At 59.0% G+C, this 16,528-nt stretch carries 19 protein-coding genes and 2 tRNA genes; 13 read left to right on the plus strand and 8 right to left on the minus strand.

Translation table 11 applies throughout. The features are described 5' to 3' along the window. Window position 1: 1 nt before the first annotated feature. The 6 genes from tolA to xerD form a co-directional block, all read right to left on the minus strand. Window positions 2-1,039, minus strand: a complete 1,038-nt coding sequence (gene tolA / locus NITLEN_RS13070; RefSeq protein WP_121990055.1) for a cell envelope integrity protein TolA — start codon at window positions 1,037-1,039, stop codon at window positions 2-4. A gap of 14 nt (window positions 1,040-1,053) precedes the next feature. Next, complete coding sequence (locus tag NITLEN_RS13075; RefSeq protein ID WP_121990056.1) at window positions 1,054-1,497, minus strand: biopolymer transporter ExbD; 444 nt, start codon at window positions 1,495-1,497, stop codon at window positions 1,054-1,056. Further along, complete coding sequence (locus NITLEN_RS13080; RefSeq protein ID WP_121990057.1) at window positions 1,494-2,195, minus strand: MotA/TolQ/ExbB proton channel family protein; 702 nt, start codon at window positions 2,193-2,195, stop codon at window positions 1,494-1,496. Before NITLEN_RS13080 ends, NITLEN_RS13075 begins: the two co-directional genes overlap by 4 nt. A gap of 77 nt (window positions 2,196-2,272) precedes the next feature. Further along, window positions 2,273-2,349 (minus strand) — tRNA-Asp (locus NITLEN_RS13085). Window positions 2,350-2,478: 129 nt separating this feature from the next. Continuing rightward, window positions 2,479-2,554: transfer RNA gene (locus tag NITLEN_RS13090), tRNA-Val, on the minus strand. Between the two features lie 128 nt (window positions 2,555-2,682). Next, a complete protein-coding gene (gene xerD / locus NITLEN_RS13095) occupies window positions 2,683-3,612 on the minus strand; it encodes a site-specific tyrosine recombinase XerD (protein ID WP_121990058.1) in 930 nt (309 codons plus the stop codon). A gap of 194 nt (window positions 3,613-3,806) precedes the next feature. Between xerD and NITLEN_RS13100 the strand changes: the two genes are divergently transcribed. The 9 genes from NITLEN_RS13100 (at window position 3,807) to NITLEN_RS13135 (ending at window position 11,129) form a co-directional block, all read left to right on the plus strand. Then, window positions 3,807-5,765, plus strand: coding sequence for a penicillin-binding protein activator (locus tag NITLEN_RS13100; RefSeq protein ID WP_121990059.1), 1,959 nt, complete (start codon window positions 3,807-3,809; stop codon window positions 5,763-5,765). Window positions 5,766-5,777: 12 nt separating this feature from the next. Then, window positions 5,778-6,518 carry a site-2 protease family protein gene (locus tag NITLEN_RS13105; protein ID WP_121990060.1) on the plus strand — a complete coding sequence of 247 codons (741 nt, stop codon included), beginning with the start codon at window positions 5,778-5,780 and terminating at the stop codon, window positions 6,516-6,518. A gap of 166 nt (window positions 6,519-6,684) precedes the next feature. Next, the gene (gene trpS / locus NITLEN_RS13110; protein ID WP_121990061.1) at window positions 6,685-7,680 is read left to right on the plus strand and encodes a tryptophan--tRNA ligase; all 996 of its coding nucleotides are present in this window, start codon (window positions 6,685-6,687) and stop codon (window positions 7,678-7,680) included. A gap of 157 nt (window positions 7,681-7,837) precedes the next feature. Continuing rightward, window positions 7,838-8,515 (plus strand): SAM-dependent methyltransferase, encoded by a 678-nt coding sequence (locus tag NITLEN_RS13115; RefSeq protein ID WP_245924468.1) that lies wholly within the window; start codon window positions 7,838-7,840, stop codon window positions 8,513-8,515. Between the two features lie 220 nt (window positions 8,516-8,735). Further along, window positions 8,736-9,152 carry a hypothetical protein gene (locus NITLEN_RS13120; RefSeq protein ID WP_121990063.1) on the plus strand — a complete coding sequence of 139 codons (417 nt, stop codon included), beginning with the start codon at window positions 8,736-8,738 and terminating at the stop codon, window positions 9,150-9,152. 318 nt (window positions 9,153-9,470) lie between these two features. Beyond that, the gene (locus NITLEN_RS18170) at window positions 9,471-9,620 is read left to right on the plus strand and encodes a hypothetical protein (protein WP_181416857.1); all 150 of its coding nucleotides are present in this window, start codon (window positions 9,471-9,473) and stop codon (window positions 9,618-9,620) included. A gap of 227 nt (window positions 9,621-9,847) precedes the next feature. After that, the gene (locus NITLEN_RS13125; RefSeq protein WP_121990064.1) at window positions 9,848-10,156 is read left to right on the plus strand and encodes a hypothetical protein; all 309 of its coding nucleotides are present in this window, start codon (window positions 9,848-9,850) and stop codon (window positions 10,154-10,156) included. A gap of 120 nt (window positions 10,157-10,276) precedes the next feature. Continuing rightward, window positions 10,277-10,552, plus strand: a complete 276-nt coding sequence (locus NITLEN_RS13130) for a hypothetical protein (protein WP_121990065.1) — start codon at window positions 10,277-10,279, stop codon at window positions 10,550-10,552. Between the two features lie 274 nt (window positions 10,553-10,826). Next, window positions 10,827-11,129: a hypothetical protein gene (locus NITLEN_RS13135; protein WP_121990066.1), complete on the plus strand. Its 303-nt coding sequence runs from the start codon at window positions 10,827-10,829 to the stop codon at window positions 11,127-11,129. Window positions 11,130-11,136: 7 nt separating this feature from the next. Here the strand turns inward: NITLEN_RS13135 and NITLEN_RS13140 are convergent, their stop codons facing one another. Together NITLEN_RS13140 and NITLEN_RS13145 are read right to left on the minus strand one after the other, a co-directional pair. Beyond that, window positions 11,137-11,778 carry an MBL fold metallo-hydrolase gene (locus tag NITLEN_RS13140; protein ID WP_121990067.1) on the minus strand — a complete coding sequence of 214 codons (642 nt, stop codon included), beginning with the start codon at window positions 11,776-11,778 and terminating at the stop codon, window positions 11,137-11,139. Window positions 11,779-11,806: 28 nt separating this feature from the next. Next, complete coding sequence (locus NITLEN_RS13145) at window positions 11,807-12,583, minus strand: hypothetical protein (protein ID WP_121990068.1); 777 nt, start codon at window positions 12,581-12,583, stop codon at window positions 11,807-11,809. On the opposite strand from NITLEN_RS13145, the gene NITLEN_RS13150 reads away from it, so the two are divergent. From NITLEN_RS13150 to NITLEN_RS13165, 4 genes are read left to right on the plus strand one after another with little or no spacing between them, the layout of a single operon-like run. Beyond that, window positions 12,577-13,302, plus strand: a complete 726-nt coding sequence (locus NITLEN_RS13150) for a hypothetical protein (RefSeq protein WP_121990069.1) — start codon at window positions 12,577-12,579, stop codon at window positions 13,300-13,302. The genes NITLEN_RS13145 and NITLEN_RS13150 overlap by 7 nt on opposite strands. Continuing rightward, a complete protein-coding gene (locus tag NITLEN_RS13155; RefSeq protein ID WP_121990070.1) occupies window positions 13,302-14,207 on the plus strand; it encodes a formylglycine-generating enzyme family protein in 906 nt (301 codons plus the stop codon). Before NITLEN_RS13150 ends, NITLEN_RS13155 begins: the two co-directional genes overlap by 1 nt. A 53-nt stretch (window positions 14,208-14,260) precedes the next feature. Further along, window positions 14,261-15,823, plus strand: a complete 1,563-nt coding sequence (locus tag NITLEN_RS13160; protein ID WP_121990071.1) for an AAA family ATPase — start codon at window positions 14,261-14,263, stop codon at window positions 15,821-15,823. Continuing rightward, a complete protein-coding gene (locus tag NITLEN_RS13165) occupies window positions 15,813-16,496 on the plus strand; it encodes an NlpC/P60 family protein (RefSeq protein ID WP_121990072.1) in 684 nt (227 codons plus the stop codon). Before NITLEN_RS13160 ends, NITLEN_RS13165 begins: the two co-directional genes overlap by 11 nt. Window positions 16,497-16,528 lie beyond the last annotated feature (32 nt).

Here is a 16,528-nt window from a genome sequence, read left to right on the forward strand (position 1 = left end):
CTTATCCGTTTTGCTCTCCAACTGAAAACGTGAAATGGGCATCGAAATAGGACTCGGTGAGATCCGCGGGAAACATCGGCAACGGATTGGCCGTCACCACCGCTCGCTTCCCCGCCAAATCGAAATACTCGTTTCCAGACGACTGCTCGACCGCCACGCCGCTCACACTCCCATCACGATGCAATCGAAACTTCACCACCACGCTGTAGACCTGCGCCGTCACATCAACGGGAGGTGCGGACCACATGCTGCTGATCTTGCGGCGCACCTGCGCCAAGTAGACATTGGATCCCGGGGCCATCCCCGGAACCTTCAAGGTCGTGTCCACGGCTTTCACGCTCGGCGCCTTCGTCTCCAACTGCGGAACCGGCGTCGGTTGAGATTCCGCATGGGCCGCCTTGGACTCTTTCGGCAACTCCGGCTTTTTAATCTTGTTGAGCTCTTCGTCCAACTCTCGATTGAGCTCGTCGGTCAACGACGTTCGGGACTTCGTTTCCGCCGGTTTTTTTGTCGCGGTCTTCGCCTCGGACACCACCGGAACATCCGGCAACTTCAGCTTCGAGATATTCGCAACCGCCGGCTCCTGCACTTTTTTCGGCTTGTCGGCCGGACTGTAATCGCCAAACTTCGGAGCGTCCGGAGGCAGCTCAATGCCCTTCAACAGATCACGCATCGGATTTTGCGCGGCCTTGGAGGGAGCAGCCACCTCTCGCGGCACTACAGGCGGCAATACTGGAGCAGCTTTCACCGGAGGCGTCGGGACCGGAGTCTCGACCTGCTTGACCGGCGCTTTCACCGGCTCAACTGCTTTCACGGGCTCGACCGCCTTGACCGGAGGGGTCGGCAGACTGGCCAGAGATATTTCGATAGATGCCAACGGCCGCTCGCCATGTTGCGGGAATCGCACCCAGGTGACGAGAATAAAGGCACCCAGATGAAGCGCGACGGACCATATCACCGCCTGCTTCAAGCGGCGGGTCACCTGGTCCTGCAGTCCCTCATCCAGCCAAGCCCGGGAGTGCGCTGCAACCTGTACCATGGCCAACCGATGTCCTATTTATTGCGACGCGGGATCGCCACGTCTGTCACCCGCTCAGGTCCGGCAGGATCGGTCACCATCCCCAGCTTCTCGATCCCGGCCTTCTTCACCCCGTCCATCACTTGCACCACCACGCCATAGGGCACGTCGCGATCGGCCCGAAGATAGACCGACACATCGGCATGTTCTTCCTTGAGGAGTTTCAACTTGCGTTCCAATTGGACGGCACTCACCTGATCCTTGTCGAGATACAAGCGTTGATCCTTCTCGATCGTCAGCACCGCCCGAATTTCCGGCTTGATCGTGTTCGATGCAGACACCGGCAACTTGATATCCATGCCTCGATAGAGCATCGGTGCCGTCACCATGAAAATGACCAGCAACACCAGCACGACATCGACCAGAGGAATAATATTGATCTCCGCCATGAAGCGGCGCTGGCGCGTTTCGAGGATCATCCCTTCGTCCCTATAGAATCCGGAGAAGCCGGTTTTACCTTCGGTGCCATCAACGTCAATAGCTCGACCGTCACGGTATCCATGCGGAACGCCGTGCCGCGAATACGGGATAAGAAGTAGTTGTAGGCAATCACCGCGGGAATCGCCGTAAAGAGTCCAGCCGCCGTTGCCACCAGCGCTTCGGACACGCCGGGCGCCACCGCGGCGATACTGGCCGTTCCCTGTGAGCCGATTTCTCTAAACGAATCGATGATTCCCATCACCGTCCCCAGCAATCCGACGAACGGGCTGATGTTTCCCGTTGTGGCAAGAAAGGGAAGATACGATTCGAGGTGAGAGAGTTGTCCCTGCGCGATATGCTGAGCGGTGCGCTCCATCACGTGGCGGTCTACGGGGAGAGCGACGCCACCATCCTGAAACTCGCGCCCCGTCCCAAGCCGATCAACCACGCCATGGAAAATTTTAGCGCAAGGACTGCCGGTTGAACGCTGGGCATGACGCACCACTTCATCGACATCTTTAGCCTTCAACAGCACGGTCATAAACCGTCGGTCTTCCGCGTCAGCGGACTTGAAGACTCTTAACTTGAGGAGAATCACGGCCCAGGATACGACTGACAGTAGGAGGAGAAGAAAGAGGACGACTTTCGACACCACGCCCAGTGATCCAATGAGAGCCATGGGACCTGACTGGAACATAGGACGCTAGCGTCTCCCTCCTCTATTATTCATGACACACCGTAGTGTGATGGAGTGTGCTCAACCCTGAAGAAAAATGGCGGGGCCGACGGGATTTGAACCCGCGACCTCCAGATTGACAATCTGGCGTCCTAACCAGCTGAACGACGGCCCCTCGCGATTCTTCTATACGGCGGATGGTCGGAACGACAAGACGATTGACTGAGCAGCCGTTCAAGTCCCGAAATAAGAAATGATACGATCTTCCTCTTTCGATCTGTCCCCTACACAACCAGCATACATCTGGTAGGCGGAACAGGGATCGAACCTGCGACATCCACCGTGTAAAGGTGGCGCTCTACCAACTGAGCTATCCGCCCGTTTTTCTTAGCAACGTTGGCGGATGCTACCAAGTCCATCCGGCCTTGTCAACCGATTCTCGCACTCTTCTTGCAGTTTTCTTGAGCTCCTGCGTCTTTTCCTTCGTCACGAGAGCGCGGCAAGATTTTTATTTCTTGAGACTCCGGGCCTGCCGAGGGAAAAACCGTCGATGAACCTGCTTCAGCCGGCCCCGTTCAACATGAGTGTAGATTTGCGTCGTTGCAATATCCGCATGGCCTAGCATCGCCTGCACCGCACGCAGATCGGCACCCCCTTCGAGTAAATGCGTGGCAAATGAATGTCGCAGCATATGCGGCGAGATCGGCTTGGCAATCCCCGCGCGCTGAGCACGCCGGCTCACGATCTTCCAAAAGGCCTGCCTGGTCAACGGCCCCCCGCGGCGAGAAACAAAGAGCGCCCGCGATGTCCGCCGATTCAAAATGGCGGAACGAACATGATCGACATAGTGCGCCAACGCCTCCCGCGCCGCTTCGCCGATCGGCACCAGACGCTCCTTTGCCCCCTTCCCGAGAATCCGCAGACAACCCACGCCCAGATCAAGACGTACTAACTCCACCGAGACTAACTCCGAAACGCGCAATCCCGACGCATACATCAACTCCAGCATCGTGCGATCACGCTGATCTTCCAATGCGGGCAACGGCGGCAAATCTAATAGCGCGGTGACCTCCGCCATCGTCAGCGTTTTGGGTAACCGCACGGCCCGCCGGGCCACCGACAGATCCTGCATCGGACTGACCGGCAATAACCCTTCACGTACGAGAAATCGAAACCAACCGCGCAACGTCGACATCGTGCGCGCCATCGACGCCGAGGACAGGCGATGCTCTTTCAGGGACGCGAGAAACCCAGTGAGCTGTTGCGGCGCGACCGCCCCTCCCATTCCGATCCGGTGCTGAGCAAGAAAGGACTGCAACTTGACCAAATCACGCCGATAGGCTTCCAGCGTATTCGTCGCCAACCCGCCTTCAACTCGAAGTTGCCCAAGATACCGTTCAACCAGCGAATCGAGGATCTGATCGGTGGATGTAGCCATAAGAAGAAAGGCACGAGGAGTGGGCGAATCAGAAACACTGCGGCGTCGCCGCCTGCCGATCAAAAGACTATAGCCAACTCGTCAGATGAACTCAACGAACCAACCGCGGTTCTCCTTGACACTTCCGCACCCTTTCCGATACTAGTCACAGCGTGTCATCTAACAACCATCCGCATGCTCTTTGCTGCCTCTAAATGGGTTCTCAGCGCACATACTCACGACTGCTTGCCTGCCGCCGCCTGATCGTCGCCCTTGCCTTGAGTCTGGCAGGGGTCTCGGTCCAGCCTCAACCGGCTCCGGCTGTGGAACTCAAAGCGCCGCTGCCCGATCCCCCGGTGCTATCTCAAGCCAAACGATTGATCGACAAGGGCGAGGCAGAGTCCGCCGCGACCGTCCTCCGGAGGTTTCTCGCAACCTCCCCGCGTCCGGAACATTTGGACGACACCTACCTGCTGCTCGGAGCCGCCCTGTACAGCATGAAGGAATACTCCGAGGCCATCAAATACTTAAACCAACTGCAAACCGAATTTCCGGCATCCGACGTGGGCGAACGGGGCAAGATCATGCTGGCCCGCACCCACGCAGCCATGGGCAATATCGACCTGGCGCTTCCCCTGCTCACCCAACTGCGCACGGGTACGACCGATGATGATACAAAGCACGAAGCGCTCCGCCTCACCGCCGAATTTCTAGTGCAGAAGAAAGAATATGTCCGCGCCATCGAAGCCTTGCTCCAAGAAAGCGCCGCCGGCACCGAAGAACACGTGGCGGAAACGCGTGCGCAGATTCGCGAGTTCATCAACGAGAAACTGGACAAGAAAGCGCTCACGCGCCTGCACGATCTCTATCCGAAATCGTTCCCCGGCGATCTGGCCGCCATCCGTCTGATCGAGTTCTATACGGGCCGTGGAGAAGACCATCTGGCTGAACGCCAGATTCAACAATTTCTCGCGCACTTCCCCGAACACCCCTACGGACCAAAGGCAACCGAGACCCTGGCGCTGCTCAAGACCAGACTGAAGGCGAATCAATTCTTCATCGCCACGGTCCTACCGCTGTCCGGACGTCTCGCGCCGTTCGCCAACGAGGTCCTTGAAGGCATTCAGCTGGCGGTCGAACGCGCCCACGAACAACCGGGAATGCCACAGGTCGGACTGATCGTGAAAGATAATGAATCGGACAAACCCTCGTTTCTCGAAGACCACGCCGCTCTCCTGAACCAAGAGCGGCCATTGGCTGTCATCGGGCCGATGCTCTCGAAGAATCTCCCCGTCATGGCCGAAATGGCCGAAGGCGCAAAAGTCCCGCTGATTACTCCAGGAGCCACGTTCCCCAACGTCCGACGACTCGGGAGCTTCGTCTTCAGCACCACCCTGACCCATGCCCTGCAAGCCAAGCGAATCGCAAGCTATGCCACCGGCGAGCAGGGTTACCGCCGATTTTGCATTCTCTATCCCGATACCACGTATGGCCGTGAACAGGCGCGGCTCTTTGCACAAGAAGTCCGGCAGCATGAGGGCGAAATCATCGCCATGGAGTCGTTCAAAGAAGGCGATTCAGACTTCTCGCCACAGATCAAGAAGCTCAAGGCCGAAGACCTCAAGAAATACGGGCTCGCGGTTCCCTACGATCCTTCGCGCCCGGCGGGAAAGCCGATCAGCAAAACCGATAAGCGGATCCTCTACACGCCGGGATTCGACGCGATCTTCATCCCCAGCCGCGCCAGTGAAATCGGCCTGCTCGCAGCACAACTCGCCTTTCACGACATCAAAGTCCCGCTGTTGGGCACAAACGGATGGAACTCGCCGGACTTCCTGCGCACGGCGGACCGCACGGTAGACGGCGCCGTATTTGTGGATGGATTCTTTGCGGAGAGCGCCAATGTCGCGGTGCAGGATTTCGTTCAACGCTATCAGAAACGATTTCAGGGCACTCCGACCTTGTTCACCATGCAAGGCTACGATGCGGCCAGATTGGTCCTGGAAGCGATCCGCCGAGGAGCAACCTCGGGCGACGCCGTTCGAGAGCTCCTGACCACGCAGCACGATCTTCCCACACTGATGGGGCCGGCCGGCTTCGGCGCTGAAGGCACGCTCCAACGCCCCCTCGCACTGCTCCAAGTCAAACACGGGAAATTTGTCCAACTCGACTAGCCTGACCACCCTATGGACACACTCGCTCCCATTCTCCATAAGATTTCATACATGGGCCTTCCGCTCCTCTTCGCCATGGTCCTGCATGAATATGCGCACGGATGGGTCGCCGATAAATGCGGCGATCCGACGGCGAAGCTGCAAGGCCGCCTGACGCTGAATCCACTGGCGCATATCGACCCGCTCGGCACCATCATTCTGCCGTTGCTCTGCCTCGCCTTGCCGGGTAGCTTTCTCCTCGGCTGGGCCAAGCCGGTGCCGGTCGATCCGGCCAACATGCGCCAACCCAGGCGCGACATGGCGCTCGTCGCCGCCGCCGGCCCCGGGATGAATCTCGTCCTGGCGGTCATCGGTGCGCTGGTCGTCGCGGCGCTCTTTGCCTTTGATCCATCCCTACTGGCCAAACGTCCTGGCAACGCCGATACAGACCCATCGAGCCTGGCCACAATGATCCTGCTGCCCATCAGCGTCATGGCCCTCTACTCGGTGATGATCAACGTCTTTCTGGCGCTCTTCAATTTGATTCCGATCCCGCCGCTCGACGGCGGGCGCATCCTGACCTGTCTTCTGCCGCCGGCCCCGGCGCTCGCGCTCGCGCGATTGGAGCCCTACGGCATGATGATCCTCATGGGATTGATCGTCTTCGATAAGGAGCTCCGCGTCATCCACACCATCACCAGCACATTCGCCTCGACACTGTCCGGCACGATCTTGTCTACAGCGCTAGGCCTCGGCGCGGGAGCCCCACAGTGACCACAACACAGGTGAGCCCGATCCATCGTGACAGGCCAATCTCGGCCCAGATCAGAGTCATCGACACCGCACTCCGCGTCCTCCACACTATCACCAGCACAATCGCCACGGCCCTGTCCGGAGCCACCCTCTCGAACACCCTGGGCCTCGGCGCGGGAGCCTCATCATGACCACTGCCCCTCGTAAGCGCGTTCTCAGCGGCATGCAACCCAGCGGCTTGATGCATTTGGGCAACTATCTCGGCGCCCTGGAAAACTGGAAGGCCCTACAGGAAGACTATGAGTGCTTCTTCTTTGTCGCCGACTGGCACGCTCTCTCGACCAACTACGCCGATACCAGCCGCATCCGCGAATTCGTGCGCGAGCTCTTGATCGATTGGCTGGCTGCCGGCATCGACCCCAAGCGCTCGACCGTCTTCATCCAATCGCATATCCCCGAGCATGCCGTGCTGCACCTCCTGCTCTCGATGATGGTGCCCGTCTCGTGGCTGGAGCGGAACCCGACCTACAAAGAAAAGCAGGACGAGATCAAAGAGAAAGATCTCAGCACCTACGGCTTTCTCGGTTATCCCGTGCTCCAAGCCGCCGATATCTTGCTCTACAAACCGGACTTCGTTCCGGTAGGCAAAGACCAGCTGCCGCACCTTGAATTGACGAGAGAACTCGCCCGGCGCTTCAACGACATCTATAAGAAGCCCGTATTCCCGGAACCCAAAGAACACCTCACGAAATTTCCCAAGGTCCTGGGCACCGACGGGCGCAAGATGAGCAAGAGCTACGGCAACACCATCAACCTGTCGGATACGGAACCGGTGGTCCGGCAAAAACTGAAAACGATGGTCACCGATCCGGCACGCGTGCGGCGCACCGATCCGGGCAACCCCGACGTCTGCCCCGTCTATGAGTTCCACAAGATCTACTCACCGCCAGCCGTGCAGGCGCAGATCAACACCGACTGCCGCACCGCTGCGATCGGATGCATTGATTGTAAAAAACTGGTGGCAGATGAGATAGTCGCGCGCATGGCGCCCATGTGGGAAGCCCGCGCATCCCTCATCAGCCATCCCTCGCGCATCGACGAGATCGCGCAGGAGGGCAGCCAGCGCGCCGCGATCATCGCGAAAGCAACGCTCGCCGAAGTGAACGAGGCGATGAAGATCTGAGTCCCGTCGCGATCATTCCACGCAGGGGGCCCTGATCCTCAACTGCGCTCGCTACGCTACAGGTCGATGGATCGGCGCACGACGCAACCGCTCCTGCTTTCTTACCGCAGACCTACCGACCGTTATCAATAACCAGCCGATCGGATGATCAATGGGAATGGCGCTGGACACAATCGTACCCTGGGGGCGCTCCTTCGAGGAGTACGTCGCCATGTTTGGCCTGACCAATACGGACCTGACCAAAAGGATTCTCGGCTGTGGCGATGGCCCTGCCGGCTTCAACGCAGCACTGACCGCACGTGGTGGAACCGTCGTCTCGCTCGATCCTCTCTACGCCTTCAACAAAGAGCAGATCAGGGGACGCATTGCGGGCACCTACCAAACAGTCCTCGATCAAGTGCGGGCGAATTCTCACGACTATGTCTGGGATGTCATTCCCTCCATCGACGCGCTCGGACACGTTCGCATGTCCGCCATGGAAACCTTTCTCGCCGACTTTGAAGCCGGGCGACGCGCCGACCGGTACATTGCGGGAGAATTACCCTCGCTTCCCTTTGAGCGCGGAACGTTCGACATCGCCCTGTCGTCTCATTTCTTATTCCTCTACAGCGCGCACTTATCCTTAGAATTTCATCTGCAGGCGCTGAACGACATGTTGCGTGTGGCGCACGAAGTCCGCCTGTTCCCCTTGCTCACCCTGGACGGCTTCCCCTCGCCTCATGTACCGATGGTCATCGAGCGCCTTTCGCGCCAGGGCCATCGCGCTGAAATCGCACGCGTCCCCTACGAATTTCAGCGAGGCGGCAACGCCATGCTGGTTGTCGCGCCGGCCTGATATCGCGGCCGTGATGCATCCACCGACAACCGGCGTTCCTCGCCCGCATGCGCTCGCCGAAGGACGCGAAGCGGCGCAGATCGAGCGACCGGCCCACGCTCTGTAGAATTACTGAAAATGCTAGAAGAACGGCTGCCTGCATGGAAAGATGCCGACAGTTGTTCACCATCAGGCCGCGCTGGATGAAGCTTCTCGCCCCAGCGAATGAGAGGTTCCTATAATGCAGAAGACACGACGCTGGTTCGGTGCGGCAGTTATTCTTCTATGGGCCGGGGCTCTCACCGGCTGCGGCACCTGGATGCACGGAGACCATCAATCCGTTACGCTCTTTACCACTCCGGCAGAGACCAACGTCGTCGTCGATGACGTCGTGCACCTGCTCGCACCGGGCACCGTCAACCTCAGCCGCAAGGCGGACCATCGCGCCACCCTTGCCAAAGATGGTTACGACTCCGCGACCTATACGATTACACGAACCTGGTCCTGGTGGGTGGTCGCCGATGTGCTCGGCTGCGCGATTATCTTCTCGCCGTTCTGCATCATGCACGATATCGACGAAGGCGGCTATTACACCTTCGACGACAAAATCTACTTCACCCTCGACCGGAAGACGTCCGAGTCAGTCACGACCAAGTAGCTTACCGGCCTTCGCCCCCTCATCCCGTGCCCCATATTTTCGGTGAGTTTCAAGCCCTAGCCTTGACGATCCAGACTCGCCACCTCTGGAAAGACCCTGTGTTCTGGACTGCCGCGTCGCCCTACCGTACGGATCACGGCAAGCATCCAGACTCACTCTTCTTTCGTAGGCACCTCTGCCGGCGCAGCTCCATCCAAGCACGTTCGTAGGTTGACTTTCCTAGTAAATCACGCACACACTTCTATTACATTTTCAATTCGGCACACTCGCAACAGGCGTGTGTTCTTATCTCCCCCTCGCTCACCAAGGAGGCCTCGCATGGACGGTTTAGCCGGCATAGTCGCAGAGTTGATCAGCGGCGGCATCGGAGGGAATGTGGCGAGCGCGCTGCTGAAAAATTTTAGCCTGGGGCTGCTCGGCAATACGCTGGCAGGAGTCCTCGACGGCGGTCTCGGGGGCAGATCTTAGGGCACCTCTTCGGAAGCGGAGCCGGCGGCAGGCTTGGAGGCGACATTGCCGGGTCGGGCATCGGAGGGCGGTTCTCTGGTGATCGTCGGTCTCATCAAGAATGCCCTTACGACAAAATAGACCAGCAGTGGAGTGCATTTTACGGCATCACATCAGATGATAGGCATCCAAGCAGGTATTGAAGCGTACCCATCGGTCAATCGTGTCCTAACTCACAGGAGGGTTTCATGAATCGAATCTCACTGACCCGCGTATCTCTGAGTATTGCAGCCCTTAGCTGCACAGCAGTCCTGTCCGGATGCGCCACTGCCCCACAGCCGGTGTCGACCACCACTACACAAGGGGTCAACGCCGTACACCAAACCCGCGAAGCCATGAAGGAAGATGCCAAGGTCCTCACGCAGAGCGCCAAGGATCGCGTCGCTGCTGAGAAGGAGGGCGTTAAGCAGGGCGTCGAACAAATGAAAACCGAGGGAGCGGCGATTAAGAAAGACATGCAGGAGATCAAACAGATTCTGCAGGAAACAGGAAAGTAGCCGTTCTGGAGATCGCAGATCTGCGGTGCATTCCGATCCAGAATTGTTCATGCGATATTCCGTGGATCGAAAACGACACCTAGACAAACGCGCTCTTCACCCATTCAACAGGAGGACTCTATGAACCGCATATCTCTACTCGCCGCCCTAGCCGCCGTCGCCGTGTCCGGACACCTGTCCATCGTGCAGGCCGGTGAAGTTGCCGCGAAGGCGGAGTCGATGAAAGGCGAAGCCAAGGCCATGGCAGAAGAGACGAAGGGCGAAGTGAAGGCCACAATTGAAGAAGCGAAAGGGAATAAAGTCAACGCCGCCGTCGAACGAGCCAAGGGAAAAACAAAAGGGGCCGTGGAGCGCGCGAAGGGGAAGGTCAATGAAATAAAAGCCAAAACCGAATAACGTACGCTCGCATCTGACCGGGTGACTCGGGATCGAGTGCCCGGTCCCTTGCCCTTCAAAAGAATTACCCAGCAGTCCTACTCGCAATTAGATTGCTCCGCAACCCAAGCCAGCTCATCTTTCCGCCCAAGGTCGCTTGCGACAGCACCCCAGCGCTTCAGAAACGTTACCGCCCCTTGCTCATAGATCCGGATGGTCGGCGCAACAATCTGACTTGTGGTATGGTGCCGCTCACGATGCGTAGTCAGGGATTAATAAGAAGGACCGGCTGGATATGAAGCTTTTGACGATTGCGCTCACGGTACTGATGTCAGCGTCGGCCATCGCTCACGCCGCGACAGTCGATCCCCCTTGCGATGCCTACCCGCCGGCGAAACAAGCACGTTGTCTCACCATCTGGAAAGAACTCAACAAGGAAGACGGCGCAGCGATCTCCCAGTTTGGACTCGATCAATTGAAGCGTCGCGAGGAAGGGAAGATTAACGCGCAGCAGCATCTATCCGAGAACATGGCCTTCATCAAGCAATCAACCGAGAAGCGCCTTGCCCGCCTGAAAGAACGGATGGCCAAAGAATAGCCGCCGGTTATTCCACACGAAAAAACTGGTTCGATTCCTTCTCCACCCCGATCTCCGTTTCCGGCCCATGTCCCGTCACCACCGTCGTCTCGTCGGCGAGCGTATAGAGCCGTTCGCGGATCGACCGCTCAATCGTATCGAAATCTCCGCCCCAGAGATCAGTCCGGCCGATACTGCCCCGGAACAACGTATCTCCGGCCAACACCAGACTCTCGTCGGGAACATGAAAGCTCATCGAACCGGGCGTGTGCCCCGGTGTATGGAGGCCCACGACGGTCACGCCGCCGACCATGATGCGCTCTTCATCTTGAATCCAATACTCCGGAAGCGGCACGGCCACATAGGGCACACCGAACATCCGGCACTGCACTTCCAGATTCGTCCAGAGATCGAGATCATCCTGGTGCAGACACAGCATGGCGCCGGTCAACCGCTGCATTTCGCCGGACGCAAGAAAGTGATCGAAGTGGGCGTGCGTGTGAAGAATATGGCGAACGGTCAACCCCAACTGTTCCACTTCGCGCAGAATCCGTTCGGGCGCGCCGCCGGGATCGACGACGATAGCCTGTTTTGTCACCGGATCGCCGAGGATGGAGCAATTGCACCCGAGCGGGGGCACTGAAAAAGTTTTGCGGATGAGATTCGACATGGCGCACGCATGCTACCGCTGAGACGGCTCACGGTGCAAGCAACGGCCCGCCGTCAGACTCCGGTTCGATACGAACCGTCCACAGCACTTCCGTATCCCAAATCGACCAGGCGCTTCCTTGCCGGCGTAACCAAACAAGAAAGCCGGCCCCCGAGCCATCGGGACGCGGATTGCCGACATAGACCAAGGCGTCAGTCTGGCGAAGGTTGTACCCGATGCGCGAAAACACCAGCCGGTCCAGCACCGGCATCGCCTGCACGGATCGGAGCCAGCCGGCCAAGACCGGCCGTGCCAGCGACACTTCCGGCTCTTCGACGGCATTGCCGGAGACAAAGCGATATCTGGTTCCGAATTGAAACCGGCCTTCTACTCGCGCCGGCGCTTGATTCACCGCGACGAAACCACGGGCCAGCTCGACGGGAAGCGTTCCATCGAAATACGCTTGTTTGAGAAACCACACGCTCGTCAGCAGCCCGTCCTGCTCCGGCGAGATCTGCGTCGTGGTCTTCCGTTCGAGCAACACGAGTTGGGTTTCTGAGTGGAGAAACTTACTGGTGATGATCTGATCGTAGCGGGCGTAGTCTTCGACGGGAATCGAGACGACCGTCTCCTCCCCGGCCAGACCAACGACCGGCAGCGTCATCACGAGGCTCAACAGAATCAGGAAGAGATAAATCCTAGTGCGCATCACTTCAGCATAGCCGCCAGGCCGGAGACCGGTCAATTCTAGAAATACGGCGTGGACAAGCTTGGGTGAACCGTAGATAATCGGCCGATCAACTTTTTCAGGAGCCCAGCGTGACAAGACTGTGTTTCCATATAGCGGGCGTCGGACTGCTCGCCTGCTGCCTGCTGACCGCCGGGTGCAAGCCTGATGAGTCGCCGTTCAAGGCCGAGAACGAAACCTTAAAAAAGCAGGTGACGAAGCAGGAATCCTTGCTCTCATCCTTGCAAGACGGCAACAAGGTTATGCAGCAGCAGATTGATCTGCTGAATCAGGAACTACGTGATGCGAAGAAGGCCACGGAATCAGCCAAGGCCGAGATGGGCCAGCTGACCGATCAATTGAATACGCAGCTCGCCCAGGCGAAACGCGCGAGTGCCGAAGCCGTCAAAACCGCCTCAGCTCAGGCGGCTCAACAGCTGCGCATCGAGGAGAAAGGCACGCAGATCGAGACGCTGCCGCGGCCACTGGCGGCCGTCGCCAAAGTCGTAGAAGAATCGTTGGCCAAGAACGGCTATCCCATCAAAGTCAGCTTCAAAAGCGACCAGAAGGCGGTCTATGTGACGGAACGAAAGATGTCGAACCCCGCCTCACTGGAAGTCGCCGGCTTTCGCAATCAATATCTGATCACCCTGCAGGCCCTTCCTGCGAATATCACGAGACTCGGAGTCCGCGCCGAATTTGAAAAAGTCGCGCAAGGCGGCCGGATCTTGAGTGTGAGCCAGGAAGAGACGGCAGAGATCGAGCGGCGCTTGATCGGTGAAATCCACAAGGCGCTGGAATCTCCGAGCAAGACCTGATGCCACCCCTCCGTTGGCTCCCCTCGCTATGCGTTCTGCTGGTTCTCTCGACACCGGCATCGGGATCCACCCCCGCGCCCAAACCGTCGCAAGAATTAGCGCGTCACCTCGCCGCCATCGCGGCGTTAGCGAAACCGGCGCCGACGATCACCATACCCGCCGGCACCTTCCTCCTCGGGAGCAAGCGCATCGACGACGATCCGTACGGCATCGGCACGCAATTCGACGATACGGAACTCCCACAGAATCGCGTCTGGCTCGATGCCTTTGAGATGGATCGCGACGAAGTGAGCCTGGGCGAATATCTCGCCTTTCTGCAGCAGCGGAAGACGCCGCCCTCCGACGAGCTCCAAAAATTGATCTGGCATGTCATCACGGTCCACTCCGTCACCGACGAGACCCTGTCACGCTGGCCGGCGCTCTATGTCACCTGGAAAGAAGCCCGCGATCTCTGCTTGTCCGCGCAAAAGCGGCTCCCCACCGAAGCCGAGTGGGAGAAAGCCGCGCGGGGAACGGAGGGAGGTCTGTTTCCCTGGGGCGATGCGCCCCCCGACCCGAAACGGGCGATGTTCGGGCAGTATCATGTGCATGAGATTCCGATTCTCGCTCCGGTCGAGTCGCTTGAGGATGGCCGCAGTCCCTACGGGCTGCACCACATGGCGGGGAACGTCGCCGAGTGGGTCCAGGACTGGTTCGGGTTCGACTACTACGCCTACATGACGGAAAAGAATCCGCCGGGACCGCGGAGCGGTCGCTACCGAAGCGTGCGCGGCGGATCGTGGAAGAGCAAAATCATCATGCTGCGAACCGCCACCCGTAGCGGTTCGCCGCCGGCGCAACGCTCGGCCACCATCGGCTTTCGCTGTGCGAAATCCGTATCGAGCACGGCGCCGGAGTCCAAGTAACAAATATCCGTTCGCTTGGTGACGCGCACCTCACATGCTAGCATGGCACTCGTATGGCCTTGGCAACCAGCGTCCATGACCTCCGCACCCTGATCCGCTCCTGTCACCCACTGATCGTCATTGAGACGGTGGAGGAAGAGCGCGTGCTGGCCTTGCTGCAATCCGTGGCCGCCCAAGAGCGGATGCCGCTGTTCGAATGGTCCATCACAAAGGGCCTCACCCGCGCCGACGACGGCCCCACACTCAGCAAGATGACGGCGACTCCCCTCGCGCTGCTTCAACACTTGAATGGGCTGACGGTCGAAGCCGTCTTTTGGCTGAAAGATCTTGTCCCCCACCTACAGGACGCGGCCGTCACCCGACAGCTGCGCGAAGTATCGGCGGTCTATGGCCGATCCAGATCCACCTGCATCCTCACCGGCCATCCGATTGTCTTACCGCCGGACCTTGAAGCCATGGCCGTCCGCCTTGACCTCCAATTGCCGGATCGCACCGAACTGCAATCCATGCTCCACAGCGTCCTCTCCTCGCTCGGAACCAGAACCACGCCCCGTCGTCCCCGATCAACGACTATCGCCCAGAGCATTCTTGGATCCCTCACCGACACCAAGCCGGCCGATGCCGGCCTCTCGGCTCAGGAGCGCGAGGCCATCCTTCGCGCACTGCGTGGACTGACGCTGCATCAAGCCAGACAGGTCATTACGCAATGCGTCGTCGAAGACGGCACGCTGTCCGCCGATGATGTGCAGAAGATTTTGAAACGCAAAGTCCAGGCGATCAAAGACGGCGGGCTGCTGGAATACTATCCGCTTGAAGACAACCGCTTTGAGCTGGGCGGATTTATGAATTTGAAGTCCTGGCTGGAGCGCGCGAAGGTCGGATTCACGGCCGAGGCCAAAGCGCTCAACCTGACACCGCCACGGGGCATCATGCTGGTCGGCGTGCCGGGCTGCGGCAAATCGCTCGCGGCCAAAGCCATCGCGCGAGAATGGCAACTCCCGCTGCTCAAACTCGACGCGGGCCGCCTGTTCGACAAGTTCGTCGGGGAATCGGAAAAGAATTTCCGCAAAGCGATCGAGACCGCCGAATCCCTCTCGCCCATTGTGCTCTGGATCGATGAAATCGAAAAGGCCATGGCGGCAGGCGGCGGGAGCGGCGATGCCGACGCGGGCTTGAGCCGCCGGCTCTTCGGCGCGTTTCTCACCTGGCTGCAGGAAAAAAAGCAGGAAGTGTTCGTCATCGCGACCGCGAATAATCTCACGCTGCTGCCGCCGGAACTTCTCCGCAAAGGCCGGTTCGATGAAATCTTCTTCGTCGATCTGCCGGATGACGGCGAACGAGAAGCCATCTGGAACATTCACCTGGGACTCCGCAAGCAAGACCGCACGCAATTCGATCTGGGCAAAATCGTCAGCGCCAGCGACGGCTTCAGCGGCTCGGAGATCGAACAAGCCGTCGTCGCGGCACTCTATCGCGCGCTGCACCAAAAGACGCCGCTCACGACCGATTTACTGATCGAAGAATTGACGCACACTATCCCGCTGTCGGTGACACGCCGGGAAGATATCGATCGACTCAGGGAGACGGCGCAGGGCCGTTTCGTGAATGTCCGCTAACCCGCGACGTCTCACGCTGATTGGCGCCACGGTGGCCATCCTGACACTCGTCGGCTGTGCCAACACACCCGTCGCGCGCGTGCCCGCCTCCCGCTTCGAAATCACGCCGGTCCAGAAGTCGCCTTCCGCCACTGTCACACGAACGGGAATCGTCCACACCGCCACCAAGCTCCTCGGCGCCAGACTGATCGAGAGCAACGGGAGACGCGTGGCCTATGACTGCGCCGGTGTCACCCGCGCCATCTACCTCGAACACGGCATCGATCTGTACACCAGCAACACCACGGATCGACGGGCAAACGGAGTTCGGTTGATCTACAACCACATGCGTCAGCATGGACGACTCCACCAGGGACCGACCGTGCAACCCGGTGATCTCGTCTTCTTCGACAACACCTGGGACTTCAACGGCGACGGCAGATTGAATGATCCGTTGACCCATGTCGGCGTGGTGGAGCGAATCGAATCAGACGGCACCGTGGTCTTTATCAGCCGCGTCGCCGGAGCCGTCGAACGCTACCGCATGAATCTGGCCCTCCCCCACGTGCATAAAACGGCCGACGGACGCATCCTCAACGACTACATCCGCCGAAAACGGCCGACTGATTCAGAAGAGATGGGGCATCTGGCCGGAGAATTGTTTACGTTTTATGGGACGCGCATTACCGATTAACGTACCCGCGCTGCTCCGGTACGTACCAGGAA

The sequence above is a fragment of the Nitrospira lenta genome, from assembly GCF_900403705.1.
Taxonomy (GTDB): domain Bacteria; phylum Nitrospirota; class Nitrospiria; order Nitrospirales; family Nitrospiraceae; genus Nitrospira_D; species Nitrospira_D lenta.